Source organism: Azospirillum sp. P4_B5 (genome assembly GCF_056402275.1).
The window spans coordinates 1-16,721 of sequence record NZ_JBFUHT010000015.1; the positions used below are offsets into that span (position 1 = coordinate 1).

The following is a 16,721-nucleotide window of genomic DNA, read 5'->3' on the forward strand; positions in this document are numbered from 1 at the left end:
CGCTGCGGGCGCCCTTTTCGTTTTGCGCGAAACAGCTTACTCGCCGAGATCCTTGAAGCCCATGTCGCTGTCGGCGGCGGTGACGAACCAGTTCTTCGGATCGCCGATCAGCGGCGTCAATTCCGGACGGTCGGCCGCGGGGCGGGCCATCATCCGGGTCGGTTGGCGCAGTCCGTTCTTCAGGCACAGAAAACCCATCATCGACAGGGGACGGGCGGCCTGCGCGTTCAGCGTGCGGCAGACCAGGGCGGCCAGCCGGTCCCGCCGGGCGCGCTCGACCAGCAGGGCGAAGGCGGGCATCAGCCAGCCCGGACGGGCCAAATAATCGCAGACCACCCCGACGCTCTCGCCGCGCCAGCGGTCCACGCGCAGAACCACATAGGCCATCACCGTGTCGCGGCGCATGACGAGGAAACGGCGGTGCCGCGCCGCGTTCGGGATCTTGTCGAAGCGCCACTGGAGATAGGCGTGGTCGCGTCGGGCGGCGCAGAGATGCTGCGGGGCCGCGGCCTCCCACAGCCCGTCCATCCGCTCATCGAAGCGGTCGACCTCGACCAGCCGGGCGCCGAAGGTCCGAGCCGCCGCGTGGCCGATCAGCGAGGCGGCGCTCATCGCCGGCTTGCCCAGCCGCGCCATCAGGCGGGCCAGCCCGCCGTCGTAGGGGCTGACGCGCAGGCAGCGCTGCGGGTCGATCACGCGCAGATAGGTCGGGATGTTCCCGAGATCGAGCCAGCCCGCCCGCTTGTAGGATTTGTAGGCGGCGTCGGTCATCGACAGGGAGACGCTCACCTCGCTGGCGGCGGCGTGGGTCTCCGAGAGGCCCGGCCCGACGCCGCGCAGCCGCCATTCCGGGGCGACCATCAGGTCGATCGCCCAGGAGGCGCGGCGCACCCGCTGCCCCACCTTCAACGCGAAGGGAATGCCCGCCTGCTGGCCGACGATCCCCCCGTTCCGCTTGCAGACCCAGAGCTGCATCCCCTCCGGATCGGGGGTCGGCGGCTCCTCGAACAGCCAATTGAAATGGGTGTCGTCCAGCAGCGGGGAGTCCGCGCCGAAGTGGTCGCGCTGGAAGGACTCCAGCGCGACGCGATCCTCGGACATGAACCGTTCCACACCCCGCTGAAGCCAGGGCATTGCGGTCATGCGTCGCTCCCATCCACCTCGACCGGCTGCACCAGCGCGGCGTTCCGCAGGATGCGGCCCGACGTGCGGCGCTTCAGGACGATGTCCTTGTAGACGCGGCGGACCTGCTCGACCGACAGGTTGAGGGCGCGGGCTGCCTCGTCCTCCGGCACGCCGCGGCCGTAGGCGCAGAGCGCCAAGTCCAGCTTGTCGTAGGGGATGGCGTAGTAGAACTCCTCCTGCGACTGCGGCAGGGTGTAGGTGTCGGTGCTCGGCGACTGGCTCTGGATGTCGTCGGGCAGGCCGAGGTACGCGGCCATCTGGTAGACCTGGGTCTTGAACAGATGGGCGATCGGCTTCAGGTCGGCCAGACCGTCGCCGCCGCGCACGAAGAAGCCCAGCTCATACTCCAGCCGGTTCGGCGTGCCGAGGACCGCGTAGTTCAGCCGGTCGGCGTGGGTGTATTCCATGGTCTTGCGGACGCGCTGCTTCAGGTTGGTGGCGGCGACCACCGACAGATAGACGTCCACCGGCATGCGGCTGGTCTGACGGTCGCCCTCCGGCGATTCCACCGTCATGGTGAAGTAGTTGACGCGGTCGGCGTCGAGCAGGCCGGCGGCCAGACCGATCTTCTGCTTCCAGCCCGGACCGTATTCCGGGAAGAGGCGGCGGATGGCGCTGTCGCGGCGGTCGTAGCAGCCGAGCGCGGTCAGCGGAGCGGTAAGGTTCTCCATGATCGGCTCGATGCCCAGGCTCTCGCAGAGCAACCGGCCCCGGCGGGTGCTGTCGGGCGAGGATTCCTTCTCCGGCATCAGGATGGCCAGGACGCGCTCCGGCCCAAGCGCGCGGACGGCCAACGCCGCGCAGACTGAGCTGTCGATGCCGCCGGACACGCCGAGCACGATGCCCTGGCGCTTCAGGTCGTGGGCGACGGTGCGCTGGATGAACTGTTCGATCTCCCGGGCCGCGGCCGCGCAGTCGAGCGAGAGGGCGTTGGCGTCGAAGGGATGCAGGGCGTTCAGCATGGTGTCGGTTTTCCCGGTTGGCGTTGTTGCATCGACTGTGGAAGGGGGACTGTGGAAGGGGGACTGTGGAATGGACTCTGCCTTGGGGACCGCGCCGGTCCGCCCGATCAGGCGGCGGCGGCGCTGTCCAAATGCTCTTCGAGAATGTGGATGGGCGCGGCGTCCAAGCGGGCGCGGAGCGTCGAGGCCCGGCCCGGCAGCTCGTCCAGCACGTTCCGGGCGAGCATCTGGAGGGTGAGAACGCCGACCAGGGCCATCTCCTCGCGCTCGCCGGCCATGCGCCCGTCGGTGCGGTGGGCCTTGGCGGCCAGCGCGGCGACGCCGGCGGCGTCGACCAGCCCGTAGCGGTTCAGCGACTCCTCCGACAGCAGGTCCTGGACATAGGCCGGGGCCTGGGCGCCGAAGAGGGCGGTGGTCATCGGGGCGCGGTAGGGGCGCTTCGGGCGGTGGAAGATCTCCGCCGGCAGCAGGCGCGAGGCGACCCGGCGCAGCGCCAGCTTGTCGCGCAGCCCCAGCATCTTGACCCGGTCGGGCAGGGCGGCGCAGAGGTCGTCCACCTCCGGGTCGAGGAAGGGGTAGCGGACCTCGATGCTGTTGGCCATCGCCACCCGGTCGCCCTGGCTGGTCAGCAGGTAGGGCGACATGAAGGCGGCGATCTCCGTCCACTGGGTGCGGGCGAGCGGGCTCCAGCGCGACCAGCCGGCGGGCAGATGGGCGGAGACGACGTCCTCGAAGGCCTGCGCGTTGGCGGCGGAGCGCACGTCCGGCGCCAGCAGGCGCTGCGTCCAGGCGGTGTTCTGCCAGCGGATGCGGTGGGCGTAGAAGGGATCGTCCGTCTCCGTCATGCCGCGCTTCCAGAAGGCCTGCCAGAGCGGGCTGTCCTTCTGGCCGCTGGTGGCGGCGTAGGGATGGATGCGGCTGAGCAGCTTGGGGCGCGCCGTGGATTGCGGCTGCCGCGCCCAGAAGCGGCGGACCTTGTCCTCCTTGAAGATGTCGTAGCCGGCCAGCCACTCGTCGGCGCCCTCGCCGGACAGCACGACGCGGATGCCGCTGTCGCGGACGAGGCGGGAGAGCAGGAAGAGCGGCGCCGGGGCGGTGCGGACCAGCGGCGACTCGCCGTGCCAGATCACGTCGGGCAGGGCCGCCTGGATGTCCTCCGCCGTGCAGAGGATGTCGTGATGCTCCGTCCCGACATGGCCGGCGACCAGCCGCTGCTGCGGCGTCTCGTCAAAGGCGTTGTCGGCGAAGCGCACGCCGAAGCTGTGCATCTGCGTGGTGTCGAGCTTGCGCGCCAGCGCCGCGATCACCGAGCTGTCCAGCCCGCCGCTGATGTAGACGCCCACCGGCACGTCGGCGCGCAGCCGCAGGCGGATGGCGTCGAGCAGCTTCTCCTCCAGCCGGTCCGCCGCCTCGTCCAGCGTGATGCCGGACAGGGCGGGATCGCCGGCCATGTCCGGCTCCCAATAGCGGGCCTCGTGCAGGCGCAGGTCGGCGTCGATGCGGATGGCGGTGGCCGGCGGCACGCTCTGCACCCCGGCGAAGACGCTGCCCTGGGGGGCGACGCTCCAGTGGGTGAAGACCTGGGCGAGGCGGGCGGCGTCGAAGCGCGGCTCGATCCGGCCGCCGCCGAACAGGGCCTTGGCCTCCGACGCGAAGGCGAGATGGTCGCCGCTGCGGGCGTAGAACAGCGGCAGGATGCCCAGCCGGTCGCGGACTAGCCACAGCTCGCGCTTCACCGCGTCCCACAGGCCGATGGCGAACTGGCCGTTCAGCTTGGCCCAGGCGGCGGGGCCGTACTCCTCGAAGGCGTGGACGATCACCTCGGTGTCGGTGCGGGTGTAGAAGCGGTGCCCGCGCGCCTCCAGGTCACGCCGCAGCTCGACGTGGTTGAAGATCTCGCCGTTGAAGGTGATCCACAGCGTCCGCTCCTCGTTGTGGATCGGCTGGAAGCCGCCGGCCAAACCGACGATGCTGAGGCGGGCATGGGCGAGCCCGATCCGCCCGTCGCGGTAGAAGCCGTAGCCGTCCGGGCCGCGGTGCCCGATCATGGCGATCATGCGCTTCAGTTCGTCGAGTCCGGCGGGCTCGGCACGCGGCCCGGCGAGAACTCCGGCGACACCACACATCGCACGCTCTCCTGTGTGTTGAAGGCCAGCGGAAAAGGATCAGGCGGAAAAGGGTCAGACGGTTTCGGCGAGCATCGCGCGCTTGATCTTGCCGGACTCGGTCTTCGGCAACTCGTCGCGGATCTCGATGAATTTGGGCACCAGATGGCTTTCCAGGCGGCCCCGGCAGTGCTGGCGGATCGCCATCTCGGTCAGGGTGGCGCCGGGGCGGACGACCAGATAGGCCTTCACCGCCATGCCGTCGGCGGGGTCGGGCACGCCGAGGACGGCGGCCTCGACCACGGCCTCCAGCTCGTAGAGGGCGTTCTCGACCTCCTTGGGGCTGACCTTCTCGCCGCGGCACTTGAAGACGTCGTCCTTGCGGCTGACGAAGTAGAGGCAGCCGTCGGCGTCCATGGTGAAGAGGTCGCCGGTGTAGAGCAGCGTCTCGCCCTGCGGCCCGCTGCGCAGGCGCTTGGCGGTTTCCTCCGGGCGGTTCCAGTAGCCGCGCATCACGTTGGCGCCGCGGACCACCAGCTCGCCGACCTCGCCGGGCGCGGCGCGGTTGCCCAACTCGTCCACCACATAGGCTTCGCAGTTGGGGATGGCCCGGCCCACCGAGGCGGTCTTGGTGCCGAGGTCCCGCGGGTCGAGGTAGCAGATGCGGGTGCAGCATTCCGTCATGCCGTACATCGAGTAGAAGGCGGCATCGGGAAAGCGCTCGCGCAGGCGGTCGATGTGGGCGGTCGGCAGCGGGGCCGCCGCGTTGGTCAGGTAGCGCAGCGAGGACAGGTCGGCGGTCTTCATCGCCTCCATCCCCAAGAGCGTAGAGAAGAAGGTCGGCACTCCGGGCAGGCCGGTGATGCGGTGCTTCACCATGCGCGCCAGCGTTTCCGCCGGGAAGGCGAAGGAGCGTTCCAGGACCACCGTGAAGCCGACCCGCGCCCCGGTCAGGATCTGCGACAGGCCGTACCCGAAGGTCAGCGGCAGGACGCACATCACGACGTCGTCGGGCGTGTTCTCCAGATAGGTGGAGATCGACCAGGTGGTGTTCACCAGCGCGGCGTGGCTGAGCATGACGCCCTTGGGCCGCCCGGTGGTTCCCGAGGTGTAGAGGATGGCGGCCAGATCCTGGTCGATCAGGCCGCGGTTCTGCGGCTTGGTGCCTCCGGACTGCGGGTCCGGGTGGGTGGCCACGATATCTGTGAAGGAGAGCCCGCCGGCCCCGGCCGGCACGGCGGGCCCGACCCACAGCGTGGTGGCGAGGTGGGGTGCCTCACCAGCCGCCGGCACAACCTGCCGGGCGAGCGCGGCGGGCGCGATGAGCGCCCGCACGCCGGCGTCGGTCAGGATGTAGGCCAGCTTGTCCGCCTTGGTGGACGGGTTGACGGGGACATAGACAGCCCCGGCCTTGAGCGCGCCGAACAAGCCCGCGACATACTCGATCGAGTTCTCCAGCATGACCGCCACTCGGTCGCCGCGCACCACCCCGGCGGACTGGAGCGCGCAAGCGACGGCGTCGCTCTGGCGGTCCAGTTCGGCGAAGGTGACGGCGTTCTCACCCGCGATCAGCGCGGTGTGGTGAGGCCGCCTTGCGGCGGTTTCGCTGAGAAGCTGATGAAGCAGGTGCGCCATGACGCTGTTCCCTTGCCTGGCTTCGGTGACTGTCCCGATGGCCCGTTCCGTCCTGGCGGAAGGATCAGGCCGCGTCCTTCAGGGCCCGCTTGCGCTCGACATAGGCGGCGATGCGGCTGACCGATTCGAGGTTGTCGGCCACCATGTCGTCGTCTTCGACGATGATGCCGAAGTGCTCCTCCAGGAAGGCCACGACGTGCATGATGCCGGTGGAGTCGATGATGCCGGTCTCCAGCAGGGATTCGGCGTTGTCGAAGCCGGAGTCGCTGCCCAGCAGGAAGTTCTCCACGATGAAGGCGCGGATCTCCTGGGTGGCGGGTGCGCTCAGGGTCGTCGTGTCGGTGGGGATGGCGGTCCGCATGTCGCTGGCAACTCCTGTGGGTTTGGTCGTCGATCCTTGGCCGGCAGATCGGGACGGAGAGGCCGGCCCCAGAGGGGGTTAATCCAAAGGGGCCGGTCCGTTCCTTTCGGTGCTACCGCCTCGTTGCGTGGGATCGGGAAAGGCATTTCCCGTTCTTTGCAGTGAGGTCCCGGCAACGCCGCCGAGTACGTCATTCTTTATTGCATTCGAATGCGGTGTTTTCGAGAGTGCAAAGGATGATCGGGCGGTGAAGACAGTGGCTAACCACTCAGGGTCATTGCAATTGATCAGGGAATACCTTCTCGTACACTTGGCGAGCCCTCTCTGACTTGCGGCGTAGGCGGGCCTATCGCTCACGTCGTGGTTGCTGAGGGGTGGCGGGCATACGAACCCCCACCCTAACCCTCCCCCGCTCCGCAGGGGAGGGAACTGCCGCCGCTTCGCAGAAATCGCCCTCCCCTGCGTTAGCGGGGGAGGGCCGGGGTGGGGGCCGAGAGAGTGATTTTGCCAGGATCACGCCGCCGGAAGCGGATCGCCGTGCGTCGGGGCCGGGGCGGGTGCACCGCCGCCGTTCTTGCGCTTGCGCAGCCAGGCCGGAATGCCGGTCACCTGCACCGACAGCCAGTCCACTGAGGCATCATCGGAAATGGGCACGGCGTGCAGCCGCAGCGGGTCGGTCTTCGGGCCGTTCCAGCCCGGATCGATGGTGCGCGCGGTGCGGTAGCCGGCCTGCCGGATGATCGCCACCTCGCGGTCGCTGAAATCGCCGTTGGGGAAGGCGAAATGGCGGCAGGGCTGGCCGATGGCCTCCTCCAGCTCGGTCTTGCACAGCGCGATCTCCTCGGCGCAGCGCTGGTCGTCGCATTGCAGGAGGATCGGGTGGGTGCGCGTGTGGGCGCCGTAATCGGTGACGGCGGCAAGATGTCGCACCTCGTCCCAGGTCAGCGACTGGCGGTCGGCGCCGTCCCGGTCGGGATCGTCGCCGGCTTCGGCGAGCCGGCGGCGGCGCTCGGGGTCGGGGAGGCGTTTCAGCGTCTCGGCGCCGATTCGCCCGGCCGCGGCGGTCTTCCACCAATAGGGGCGGGCGGTGCCGACCACCCGGCTGCACAGGTAGATGGTCGGGCGAACCCCGAACTCCTTGAACAGAGGTTCCAGGCGGGCGTTGTTGCGGTGGCCGTCGTCGAAGGTGACGACAAGCGGATAGGGCGGCAGGTCACCCCACCGCCCGCTCTCCATCGCGTCGGCCACCGCGTCCAGCGTGGTGAAGCTGTAGCGTTCGGCGTACCAGGCGAGGTGCGCGCGCATCACCTCCGGGTCCGGGTCGTGATACACGACGATGGTCACGTTCCGGCGCGCGAACAGGTTTCGGAACAGGGCACCGACTCCCGTCCAGCGCACGATTCCGGCCGCGATGGCTTGCTTCATGGGGATTGGACCTCTGCTGTGTGTCCGGTCCTTTGTTCACGGCTGGCGAGGCGGTTGCGGACCGGTTGAAAGGCAGGACGGGCCCGGTTCGGAAGCGGGCCCGGATCGGCGGGACGGTCAGCCGGACCGCGCCCGGCGCGGCCCGATGGATGCGGCCGGCGCCGGTTCGGACATCCAGCCGCGGGCGTTGCGTCGGTAGATCTCGACGATGCGCTCCCGGTAGACGGCGATGTCGAACTGGCGCTCGAAGCGGCGGCGGGCGCCCTGGCCCAGCCGGCGGCGCAGCTCGGCGTCGTCGATCACGCGGGCCAACGCCTCGGCCAGGGCCGTCCGGTCGCCCGGCGGCACCAGCAGGCCGGTCTCCTCGTCGGCGATGGCGTCGCCCACGCTGCCGACCGGGGTGGCGACGATGGTCAAGCCGTTGGCCATGGCCTCCAGCACCGACATCGGCAACCCCTCGAACATCGAGGGCTGGACCAGCACATGGGCCTGCACCAGCTCCTTGCGGCAGCCGGTCTGGTCGAGCCAGCCGGTGAAGCGCACACGCTCCTCCAGCCCCAGCGCCTTGGCCTGGGCGCGGTAGGTCTCCAAGTCGCCGTCACCGGCGATGGTCAACTGCCAGGAGCGGCTGCGGCAGGTCTCCGACGCCAGGGCGTCCAGCAGGACGTCGATGCCCTTCAGCTTGATCAGGCGGCCGAGGAACAGCAGGCGCACCGGCCCGTCCTCCGCACGCTCCGGGATCGTCTCCGGCCCCGGCACGGCGTTGTGCAGCAGGGTCGCGCGGCGCACGGTCGGGAAGGTGGTGACCACCCAGTTGCGCCAGTATTCGCCGAGCACCACCACCTCGCTGGTCATCTCCATCATGTGGCGGATGGCCCAGCGGGAGAGCGGCTTGGCGTCCTCGTAATGCTTCGGAAAGCGGCCCCCGTGCAGATGCAGGACGACCGGCACCCGGAACAGCGAGGCCATGGCGACGATCAGCCCCTTGCGCAGCACGCTGCCGTATTCGGCCATGTGGATGTGCACGAGCTGGGCCTTGCCGGTCGCGAAGCAGCCGAACAGGCGCAGCAGCGCGGCGGCGAAGTAGAAGGGCATCAGATGAAATTTCGCGTCCGGCCCATAGCTGTCGATCACCTCGAACTTCACGTCGGGACGGTTCTCCCGTAAGTCCGTCGTGAAGTTGTCGACGATTCGCCCCATGCCGCCCTTTTCGAGCGTGCCGCCGGGTGAAACGATGTAGATCATATCCGCTCCTGACTGTCGCGCTCCCCTCGCGAAGCTTCAGGGAGGAAGGAATTAGGGACGCCGCGGAAAAATGGGTTCTTACTGCCGGCCCGCGCGGGTCAGCGATGGCTTGGCCGTCGCGGCGTCGGGCAGCGCCCCCAATGAGGGGCGCCGAACGGCGTCGGGGCGGTTCAGCTCCGCATAGATGTCCTGAAGGCTGCGGCCATAGGACTCGATGACGAATTTCTCCAGGAACAGCCGGCGCCCCTGCGCCGACAGGCGCGCGTAGAGCGCCGGCCGGGCGGCGAGGTCGCAGACCGCGTGGGCCAGCGCCTCCGGGTCGTTGACCGGGACGATGCGCGCCGTTTCACCGTCGGTCAGCACCTCCGGGATCGAGCCGACCGGGGTGGTGACCACCGGCATGCCGGTGGACAGCGCCTCCAGGATCACCATGGGCAACCCCTCGTGGGTCGAGGGCAGCAGCAGCATGTCGTGGTCGCGCAGATGGGCGTGCGCCTGCTCGCGGGAGATCCAGCCCTCGAACCGGCATTCGCCGTCCACGCTCAGCTCCGCCGCCATGCGGCGGTAGCCCTCGACGTCGCCGCCACCGCCGATGGTCACCCGGAAGCGGAAGCCCCGGTCCTTCATCAGCCGGCAGGAGCGCAGCAGCGTGCCGATGCCCTTGCGCTCCGACAGGTTGGCGAGCACGAGGAGCGACACGATCGCCCCCTCCGGCGGAGCCGCGCGGACCGGCAGGTCGGCGCCAATGTCCGGCACGGCATTGTAGAGCACGCGCACCTTGTGCGGGTCCGTCCCGACCGATTGCACCAGGAAGTTCCGCCAGCTCTCGCCGAGCACCAGGGCGATGCCGCAGCGGTCGAACAGCCAGCGGCTGATCGCGCGGGACACCGGCCCCTTGTCGAAATACTCCATGAAGGACGCGCCGTGCAGATGCACGACCGTGGGGCAGGAGAACAGGCCGGCGAAGAGCTGGACCACCGCCTTGCGCCAGACGCTGGCGTTCTCCGACACGTTGATGTGCACGACCGTCGGGCGGCGGCGCAGCATCATCGCGCCAAGTCGTGCCAGCGTGCCGGCCAGATAGAGCGGCGACAGCAGGGCGCTGCCGGTGCCGCGGGTGTCGAGCACCACGGTTTCCGGAGCGGCGGGGCTGTTCTGGAAGGCGTCGACGATGTAGCCCGTCATCCGCCCGATCCCCCCGCCGCCGTCGAGCGCGCCGGGGGTGGCGAAGACAATGCAGGCGCGGGACGCCTTCTTGCGCCGGAAACCCCTGTCGATCAAACCCATTCTGCCCTCACGCTGCGCCGGGAGCCGAGAAGATGGCCTGACGCAGCCGGCGCCGCAGCCCGACCGGCATCAGCGAATGCATCAGGAAGGTGGTCAGCGCCATCGGGGTCGGCGCGCCGTCCCGCAGCGCCGATTTCAGGATGCGCTTGCGCACCGCCGGGGTCCGCGCCGCCTGTTCCCCGCCCGTGGCCTGGAGCAGCAGGCTGGCGTAGGCACGGGGCGACAGCCGGGGCCGAACCGACTCCGCCCAGTTCAGGGCCATGTCGATGTTGTGGCAGGTCGACAGGGTGATGCGGTCCGATTCCGTGTAGTGGATCGCCAGCACCTCCGGCACCGTCACCAGGGCGCAGCCTTCGATCTGGCCGCAGGCGATCAGCCACTCCCAGTCGTCGAAGGCCGATTTCGGGATCGGCTGGCGCTGGAGCAGCGCCTTCGGGGCCAGCAGGGTGGTGGTGGGGGCGAAGGTCTCGCCCTTGAACAGCCCGTGCCGGACGAACAGGTAGTCGCCGATCCGGTCCCGCGGGGTGCACAGGCGCCGCGGCCATTCGAAGTCGCCGCGGGCGGTCACCACCTTGCAGCGGCAGCTCATGATCGGGTAGCGCACGCCGGGCGGGCGGGCGGCCATCTGAAGGGCGACCTTGCCCGGCATCCATTCGTCGTCGTCGTCGAGGAAGGCGATCCAGGCGCCCTTCGCGCGGTCCACGCCCAGATTGCGGGCGCCGGCGGCGCCGCGGTTCTGTTCCAGCGCGATCACGGTCAGCCGCGGATCGCCGAACGCCCTCAGGCGCTCCTCGGTGGCGGGGTCGGGCCCGTCGATGACGACGACCACCTCAAGCGGGGCGTAGGTCTGTCCCAGGGCGCTTTCCACGGCCCGCGCGACCATGTCCGGCCGGTTGCGGGTGGGAATGACGACGGTGACCATCTCTTGCGGGGCCATCTCTTGCGGGCCCGTCTCTTGCGGCGGCGTCATGACACTACCTTCTGTCGCGACGGAGAATTCGGGGGGCGGAACATGCGGGGGCTCCTTTCCGTCAGCCGGGCCGGACCGGACCGCTCCAGCCGGCGGCCGGAGGCCCGCCGTAGGAGGTTCCGTAGGGGGAGGAACTGGCGAAGGCGGCGTGGGACGCCTGATGCTGGTCCTGAATCCGGGTCTGCATCTTCGCCCAGCGGCGGCGTTGCACGAGGCGGGTCACCGCGATCACCAGCACGATCCAGTTCAGGGAATGGCGTTCCAGGAACACGCTCTCCGACACCGAGATCAGCAACAGGGCGCAGCCGACGGTGAAGATCCAGGCGGGCTCGGCGCGGTTCTCGCTGTAGCGGATGGCGGCGAAGCCCTGGATCAGCAGGCGGCCCATCAGCATCGCCGTCAGGATCACGCCGGCCAGGCCGAGGTCGAGCCACGCCTCCATCCACCCGTTGTGGGCGGAGTTGATGCCCCAGCCCTGGGTGAAGGTGCTGCCCGGACCGTAGGCCCCGTACCAGTAGGCGCCGTAGCCCCAGCCGAGCATGAAGCGGTCCTGGATCGACATCAGCGTGTGTTCCCACAGCACCGTGCGTCCGGTCAGCGTCGGATCGCGCCCCAGCATGTAGAGGATGTCGTGCCAGAAGGTGGTGCCGCTGGTGATGCCGATCACCGCGACCAGCAGGACGAAGGCCATGGCCGGCGCGAAGCTGCGGATGCCGCCGCGCACGAAGCCGCTGACCAGCAGCAGCCCGGCGACCAGGATCGAGGTCACCAGGCCGGTGCCCGACCGGCTCATCACGATCAGCAGCAGGGCCATCAGCAGCAGCGGGCGGACCACCCAGCGTTTGCCCTCGCGCGTCCAGTCGAGCCAGAGCAGGCAGAGCACCAGCCAGACCATCATGCGGCCCGTGACGTTCTTCTGCCAGAAGACACCCTTCCAGGCGCCGACATGCTGCTCGTGGTCGAGCCCGACCGCCGGCATGGCGAAGACCGAGACGTAGGACAGCACCATCAGGATCGACAGACCCGTCGCCAGCATCCGGACGATTTCCGGAAAGGTGTAGCGCAGGGCCAGATAGACGGCGAAGGCGGTGGTGAACAGGAAGGCCACCGCGCGGCGCAGCGTCACGTCGGGGTAGATCGACCACAGGGCCGACAGGAAGGCCAGCGCCACGATCAGCGACACCGCCGGGCTTCCCGTCGGGATGCGGAAGGCCAGGCTCGGCCGCAGCGCCATCAGGCCCAGGATCATGACGTAGACGGCCATGAAGTAGATCACCGCGCCCGGTGCGTCTGGATCGGTCGCGCCGCCGCCGGTCAGCAGCGCCGGGAGCACCGACCCGCCGAACGAGACGATGCAGAAGACGGTGATGCTCTTTTCCAGAACTTCGAGGACTTTCATGGGGCCGCTGTTCCGGTGAAAAGGGCTGCTATGGCAGTGAACGCCCATGACGGGCGCACCGCATCGTTTTCTGAAGATGCCAACCCGATGCCCGGACCTGTAGCCGGGCGGAGGCATTAGGCCTAAGGAGGTCGTCCCCGTCAGGGCTACCTCCGCTTGGGCCACCCACCCCGATCTTGCGGGTCCCGCAGGGCATATGCAGCCCAGGTCCGGAAAAGACCCCGGAAAAGGGAAAGCCCCTCTCCCGCGTGGGAAGAGGGGCCTGGATGGGGCGCCGCAGGGTCATGACCCGTCGCCCTTGAGGACGATCACCGCGGTCTTGCACAGGATGTAGAAGTCGAACAGCAGGCCGCAGTTGCGGACGTAGAAGACGTCCATGGCGACGCGTTCCTGGAAGGTGGTGCGGTGGCGCCCCGACACCTGCCAGTAGCCGGTCAGGCCCGGACGGACGGAGCCGATGACCTCGGCCGAGGCGCCGACCTCCGGCAGTTCCTTCGGCATGTAGGCGCGCGGGCCGATCAAGCTCATGTCGCCCATCAGAATGTTCACCAGCTGCGGCAGCTCGTCGAGCGAGGTCTTGCGCAGGAAGCGGCCGACCGGGGTGATGCGCGGGTCGTAGGTCAGCTTGTGGTAGGTCATGTACTCTTCGCGCATCTTCGGATCGTTCTCCAGCAGGCGCTGGAGATGCTCTTCCGCGTTGATGTGCATCGAGCGGAACTTCAGCACGTCGAAGGTCTTGTCGCCGCCGGCCCAGCGCTTCTGGCGGAACATGACCGGGCCGGGGCTGTCCAGGCGGATCGCCGCGGCGATGCCCAGCATCAGAGGCGCCACCGCCACCAGCAGGATGCCCGACAGCAGGATGTCCAGCGCGCGGCGGATGCGCAGGTAGCTGGTCGGCGGACGGACCGAGACGCGCAGCGCCAGCGAGCCGTGCAGGTTGTGGTAGGTGGCGTCCACCGCGCTGACGTTGCCCTCGCCCAGCAGGCAGTAGACCTGCTTGAAGGGCAGCCGCTCGACCAGGGCGGTCAGCTCCTTCTTGTGGCGACCGATGTCGGCGACGATGGCCGCCTGGGCCTGCTGGGCGTAGGCCGGGGACTTGGCGAGCAGGTCGGTCGAGCCGACCACCGGCAGGTTGGCGACGCGGGTCTGCCACAGCGTGTCGTCGTCGTCGAAGAAGCAGACCGGGCGCATCCCCAGCCAGGGCAGGCGCTGCAGCTTCTCCGCGATGGCGGCACCCTGCGGGCCGGCGCCGACGATCACCACCGGCGTCCGCCAGTTCAGCGCGCTGGCCATCAGGCCGTGCACCAGCAGCAGGTCGGCGGCGTAGGTGATCGCGAAGCCGATCAGGGCGACCGACAGCGCCTCGACGAAGAAGGAGCGGAAGCCGTCCATCACGATGAAGGGCACGGCCAGCACGGCGACCGACAGCAGGGCCGCCTGGAAGGTGCGGCGGGTCCGCTCCAGATAGTCGAAGCGGCCCAGCGAATAAATTCCGAAAACCGATTTCACCAGCGGCACCAGCATCAGGCCGGTGACCAGGGCGCGCTGCGACAGGTCCGCTTCCGCGGTCAGGGTGTCGCTTCCGAACAGCTGGATGAGCGTCCAGCCGAGCAGGGCGAGCATGAAGCCGTCGGACAGCGCCAACAGCAGCCCGGGTCCCACCGTCGGCATGGCCGTCTTCTTCACCGGGGCCAGATTGATGACCGCTTCTGGGTCGAGTTTGCTCATCGCAGGTCCCATTTATATGTGAAACGGAATGTCATCCGTCTCGCGCCTGACCTAACGCGCGGCAGCGAAAGACGGTTTCTCATCAGCTTTTTCTTTGAGTCTTTCTGTGTTCAGAAAGACACACAAATATCAGCGCATGCCTCGCCTCTGTGCAGACAGATCAGAAGGTTGCGCTGTTCTCCACGAATTAGGATAAAGGCTGCCGTCAATCAACAAATCACAAGAGGCCTCCTGCGCCAGCGGCGATACCCCTTACATCCAGCGTGGATTCCCTCGGGTGAGTTTGAAGAGATTAAGGAAAGCGGGTGACTTCGTCCGGGTCATCCGGATCGGTGGCGACGCTGCCACCGCCGTTCCCCGGCTACTCCTTTTCTTCCCGCAAATTGGGGGTATTGGGGGGATGTTCCCCGTCTCCTATGGTCGGGGGCGAAGCCGGGTGGTGGCGGGTTTCGCCGGGTTGGACCGCCCGTCCCTCCGAGGCGGCGGCACGGACGTATCCCATAAGAAGCCGCCGGACGATTCCGGATGAGACGGTGTCTCCAAAGCCCCGTTGATCGCGGTGGAGTGCCCTCGCAGGCTGGGTCGGTTGTCTGCCGGGTGGTTCGGCCGATTGCCCCCACCCCGGCCCTCCCCCGCTTTTGCAGGGGAGGGTGCCTTCTGCGAAGTGGCGGCAGTCCCCTCCCCTGCGCAGCTCTCGCGCAAACCATAGGTTTGCGCTGACGCGACAGGCGGACCTTCGGTCCGCCGAGAGCGGGGGAGGGTTAGGGTGGGGGCGGGGACGCCGCCGATGCGCCTTCATGGGGATAAGCCTGAAGAACAGCGCGACGGCACCAACGCGAAATTGAAACGTCCCGGTCCGGTTCCAATCATCGGAATTGCGTTCGCGGGTGCGGCAGTGCCGCCCCACCGGAGTTCTAGGCGGAGTTCCTGATGGCGTCCGAAGCAGCGACGATCTTGAAACACGGTTGGCTGTTCATGCTGGCCAACGTGGTGAACCGGGCTGCCGGGCTTCTGCTCCTGCCGCTCTACACCCGGCTTCTCAGCCCTTCCGAATTCGGTGTCTACGCGCTGGTGGTGGTCGTCGCCGACCTGCTGGCGGTCATGCTGATGATCGGCATGAACAACGCCTTCACCGCTGTCTATTTCGAACACGCGGAGGAGAGCGACCGGCGACGCGTCGCCAGCACCTGCCTGCTGGCGGTGGTCGGCACGTCGGTGGCGATGGTCGGGCTGGCCTGGCCGCTGGGCATGGCGGGAAGCTGGGCGATGTTCGGCGACACCGGCCACGCGGCGGTGATGGCGATCGCGCTCGCCGGCGTCGCCCTGACCACCCTGTTCGAGCTGGCGCTGGCCTATTACCGGGCGCGCAAGCGGTCGGGCCTGTGCCTGCTGGTGTCGCTGGCCAAGGTGGTGGCCCTGCTTGCCTTCAACCTGCTGTTCCTGTGGGCGCTCGGCCTCGGGGTGGAGGGCATCTTCCTGGCGAACGGCGCGTCCTTCCTGGCGCTCGGCCTCCTGCTGGTGGTGGCGATCCTGAAGGACACGGGGTTCTCCTTCTCCTTCCCGATCCTGAAGCGGGTGGCGGCGCTGGGGCTGCCCTACGCGCCGCAGTCGCTGCTGGACATCGCCAACAATTTCGTCTCGCGCTGGCTGCTGAACATCCTGCTGTCCACGGCGGCGGTGGGGCTGTTCGCCTTCGGGATGCGGCTGTCGCAGATCCTCTTCATGTTCCTGACCGCCTCCTTCCTGCAGATCTGGTCGGTCAGCCGGCTGGAGGCGCAGCATGGCGCGGCGGACCACGGCCAGGCGGACTTCGTCTTCCACCTGTTCGTCGTCCTGCTGACCGGGGCCGGGCTGGGGCTGGCGCTGACCGCGCCGGAAATCCTCTGGCTGATCGCGTCCGCCGACTACACGCCGGTGCTAACCAGCATGCCCTTCCTGGTGCTGGCCTATGTGCTGCACGGGGTGCGTATGAACCCGGAGGTGGCGATCCTGAAGGCCAAGCGCGTCGGCGTGCTGCCTTGGATCTCCGCGGCCAGCCTCGCCGTGGGGTCGGCGTTGGCCCTGGCGCTGGTCTGGCAGTGGGGCCTGCTCGGCGCCGCGCTGGCCAATCTCGGGCGCGAGGTCTTCCAGATCGCCCTGACCGAGACGGTGCGCCGCCGCATCTGCCGCGACGAGGTGCCGCTGAACGCCGTGCGGATCGGCTGGATCCTGGTGCCGGCGGCCTTCGCCTACGCGGCGGGCTGGTACCTGTTCGGCACCGAGGTCGACCCGGCCTTCACAGCGGAGAAGGTGGTGCTGGTGCTGGTGTTCCTGGCGGCGGCGGTGTTCGGTCCGGGCATGGGGTCGACGGGCCGGGCGATGCTGGGCAAGCTGCTGCTCGGCCGCGTCCGCCGCCTGCAATCGGCGTCCTGAGAGCGCA

General features: G+C 68.6%; 12 protein-coding genes. 1 reads left to right on the plus strand and 11 read right to left on the minus strand.

What is annotated here, in order from left to right; all coding sequences use genetic code 11:
* Positions 1-36: 36 nt before the first annotated feature.
* From AC1DVI_RS13705 to AC1DVI_RS13755, 11 genes are all read right to left on the minus strand, one after another.
* Complete coding sequence (locus AC1DVI_RS13705; RefSeq protein ID WP_476958437.1) at positions 37-1,101, minus strand: GNAT family N-acetyltransferase; 1,065 nt, start codon at positions 1,099-1,101, stop codon at positions 37-39.
* Positions 1,102-1,139: 38 nt separating this feature from the next.
* The gene (gene nadE / locus AC1DVI_RS13710; protein WP_137141467.1) at positions 1,140-2,147 is read right to left on the minus strand and encodes an NAD(+) synthase; all 1,008 of its coding nucleotides are present in this window, start codon (positions 2,145-2,147) and stop codon (positions 1,140-1,142) included.
* A gap of 107 nt (positions 2,148-2,254) precedes the next feature.
* Positions 2,255-4,273: an asparagine synthase (glutamine-hydrolyzing) gene (gene asnB, locus AC1DVI_RS13715; protein ID WP_476958438.1), complete on the minus strand. Its 2,019-nt coding sequence runs from the start codon at positions 4,271-4,273 to the stop codon at positions 2,255-2,257.
* A 54-nt stretch (positions 4,274-4,327) separates the two neighbouring features.
* Positions 4,328-5,887 carry a class I adenylate-forming enzyme family protein gene (locus AC1DVI_RS13720; protein WP_476958439.1) on the minus strand — a complete coding sequence of 520 codons (1,560 nt, stop codon included), beginning with the start codon at positions 5,885-5,887 and terminating at the stop codon, positions 4,328-4,330.
* Between the two features lie 64 nt (positions 5,888-5,951).
* Positions 5,952-6,248, minus strand: a complete 297-nt coding sequence (locus AC1DVI_RS13725) for an acyl carrier protein (RefSeq protein ID WP_476958440.1) — start codon at positions 6,246-6,248, stop codon at positions 5,952-5,954.
* 513 nt (positions 6,249-6,761) lie between these two features.
* Entirely contained in the window at positions 6,762-7,673 is a 912-nt protein-coding gene (locus tag AC1DVI_RS13730; protein WP_476958441.1) for a polysaccharide deacetylase family protein, read from the minus strand.
* Between the two features lie 117 nt (positions 7,674-7,790).
* Positions 7,791-8,918, minus strand: coding sequence for a glycosyltransferase family 4 protein (locus AC1DVI_RS13735; protein ID WP_476958442.1), 1,128 nt, complete (start codon positions 8,916-8,918; stop codon positions 7,791-7,793).
* Positions 8,919-8,996: 78 nt separating this feature from the next.
* Positions 8,997-10,205: a glycosyltransferase family 4 protein gene (locus AC1DVI_RS13740; RefSeq protein WP_476958443.1), complete on the minus strand. Its 1,209-nt coding sequence runs from the start codon at positions 10,203-10,205 to the stop codon at positions 8,997-8,999.
* 7 nt (positions 10,206-10,212) lie between these two features.
* Positions 10,213-11,175 carry a glycosyltransferase family 2 protein gene (locus AC1DVI_RS13745; protein ID WP_476958444.1) on the minus strand — a complete coding sequence of 321 codons (963 nt, stop codon included), beginning with the start codon at positions 11,173-11,175 and terminating at the stop codon, positions 10,213-10,215.
* A gap of 61 nt (positions 11,176-11,236) precedes the next feature.
* Positions 11,237-12,574 carry an O-antigen ligase family protein gene (locus AC1DVI_RS13750; protein WP_476958445.1) on the minus strand — a complete coding sequence of 446 codons (1,338 nt, stop codon included), beginning with the start codon at positions 12,572-12,574 and terminating at the stop codon, positions 11,237-11,239.
* A 282-nt stretch (positions 12,575-12,856) separates the two neighbouring features.
* Positions 12,857-14,302: an exopolysaccharide biosynthesis polyprenyl glycosylphosphotransferase gene (locus tag AC1DVI_RS13755; RefSeq protein ID WP_145628309.1), complete on the minus strand. Its 1,446-nt coding sequence runs from the start codon at positions 14,300-14,302 to the stop codon at positions 12,857-12,859.
* Between the two features lie 930 nt (positions 14,303-15,232).
* Between AC1DVI_RS13755 and AC1DVI_RS13760 the strand changes: the two genes are divergently transcribed.
* Positions 15,233-16,714 (plus strand): lipopolysaccharide biosynthesis protein, encoded by a 1,482-nt coding sequence (locus AC1DVI_RS13760; protein WP_476958446.1) that lies wholly within the window; start codon positions 15,233-15,235, stop codon positions 16,712-16,714.
* Positions 16,715-16,721: the final 7 nt, after the last annotated feature.

Bases quoted from the DNA above. Each gene is read 5' to 3' on its own strand.
- asnB (WP_476958438.1), bottom strand. From the start codon at position 4,273: ATGTGTGGTGTCGCCGGAGTTCTCGCCGGGCCGCGTGCCGAGCCCGCC.
- AC1DVI_RS13755 (WP_145628309.1), bottom strand. From the start codon at position 14,302: ATGAGCAAACTCGACCCAGAAGCGGTCATCAATCTGGCCCCGGTGAAG.
- AC1DVI_RS13740 (WP_476958443.1), bottom strand. From the start codon at position 10,205: ATGGGTTTGATCGACAGGGGTTTCCGGCGCAAGAAGGCGTCCCGCGCC.
- AC1DVI_RS13745 (WP_476958444.1), bottom strand. From the start codon at position 11,175: ATGACGCCGCCGCAAGAGACGGGCCCGCAAGAGATGGCCCCGCAAGAG.
- AC1DVI_RS13760 (WP_476958446.1), top strand. From the start codon at position 15,233: ATGGCGTCCGAAGCAGCGACGATCTTGAAACACGGTTGGCTGTTCATG.
- AC1DVI_RS13735 (WP_476958442.1), bottom strand. From the start codon at position 8,918: ATGATCTACATCGTTTCACCCGGCGGCACGCTCGAAAAGGGCGGCATG.
- AC1DVI_RS13720 (WP_476958439.1), bottom strand. From the start codon at position 5,887: ATGGCGCACCTGCTTCATCAGCTTCTCAGCGAAACCGCCGCAAGGCGG.
- AC1DVI_RS13705 (WP_476958437.1), bottom strand. From the start codon at position 1,101: ATGTCCGAGGATCGCGTCGCGCTGGAGTCCTTCCAGCGCGACCACTTC.
- nadE (WP_137141467.1), bottom strand. From the start codon at position 2,147: ATGCTGAACGCCCTGCATCCCTTCGACGCCAACGCCCTCTCGCTCGAC.
- AC1DVI_RS13730 (WP_476958441.1), bottom strand. From the start codon at position 7,673: ATGAAGCAAGCCATCGCGGCCGGAATCGTGCGCTGGACGGGAGTCGGT.
- AC1DVI_RS13725 (WP_476958440.1), bottom strand. From the start codon at position 6,248: ATGCGGACCGCCATCCCCACCGACACGACGACCCTGAGCGCACCCGCC.
- AC1DVI_RS13750 (WP_476958445.1), bottom strand. From the start codon at position 12,574: ATGAAAGTCCTCGAAGTTCTGGAAAAGAGCATCACCGTCTTCTGCATC.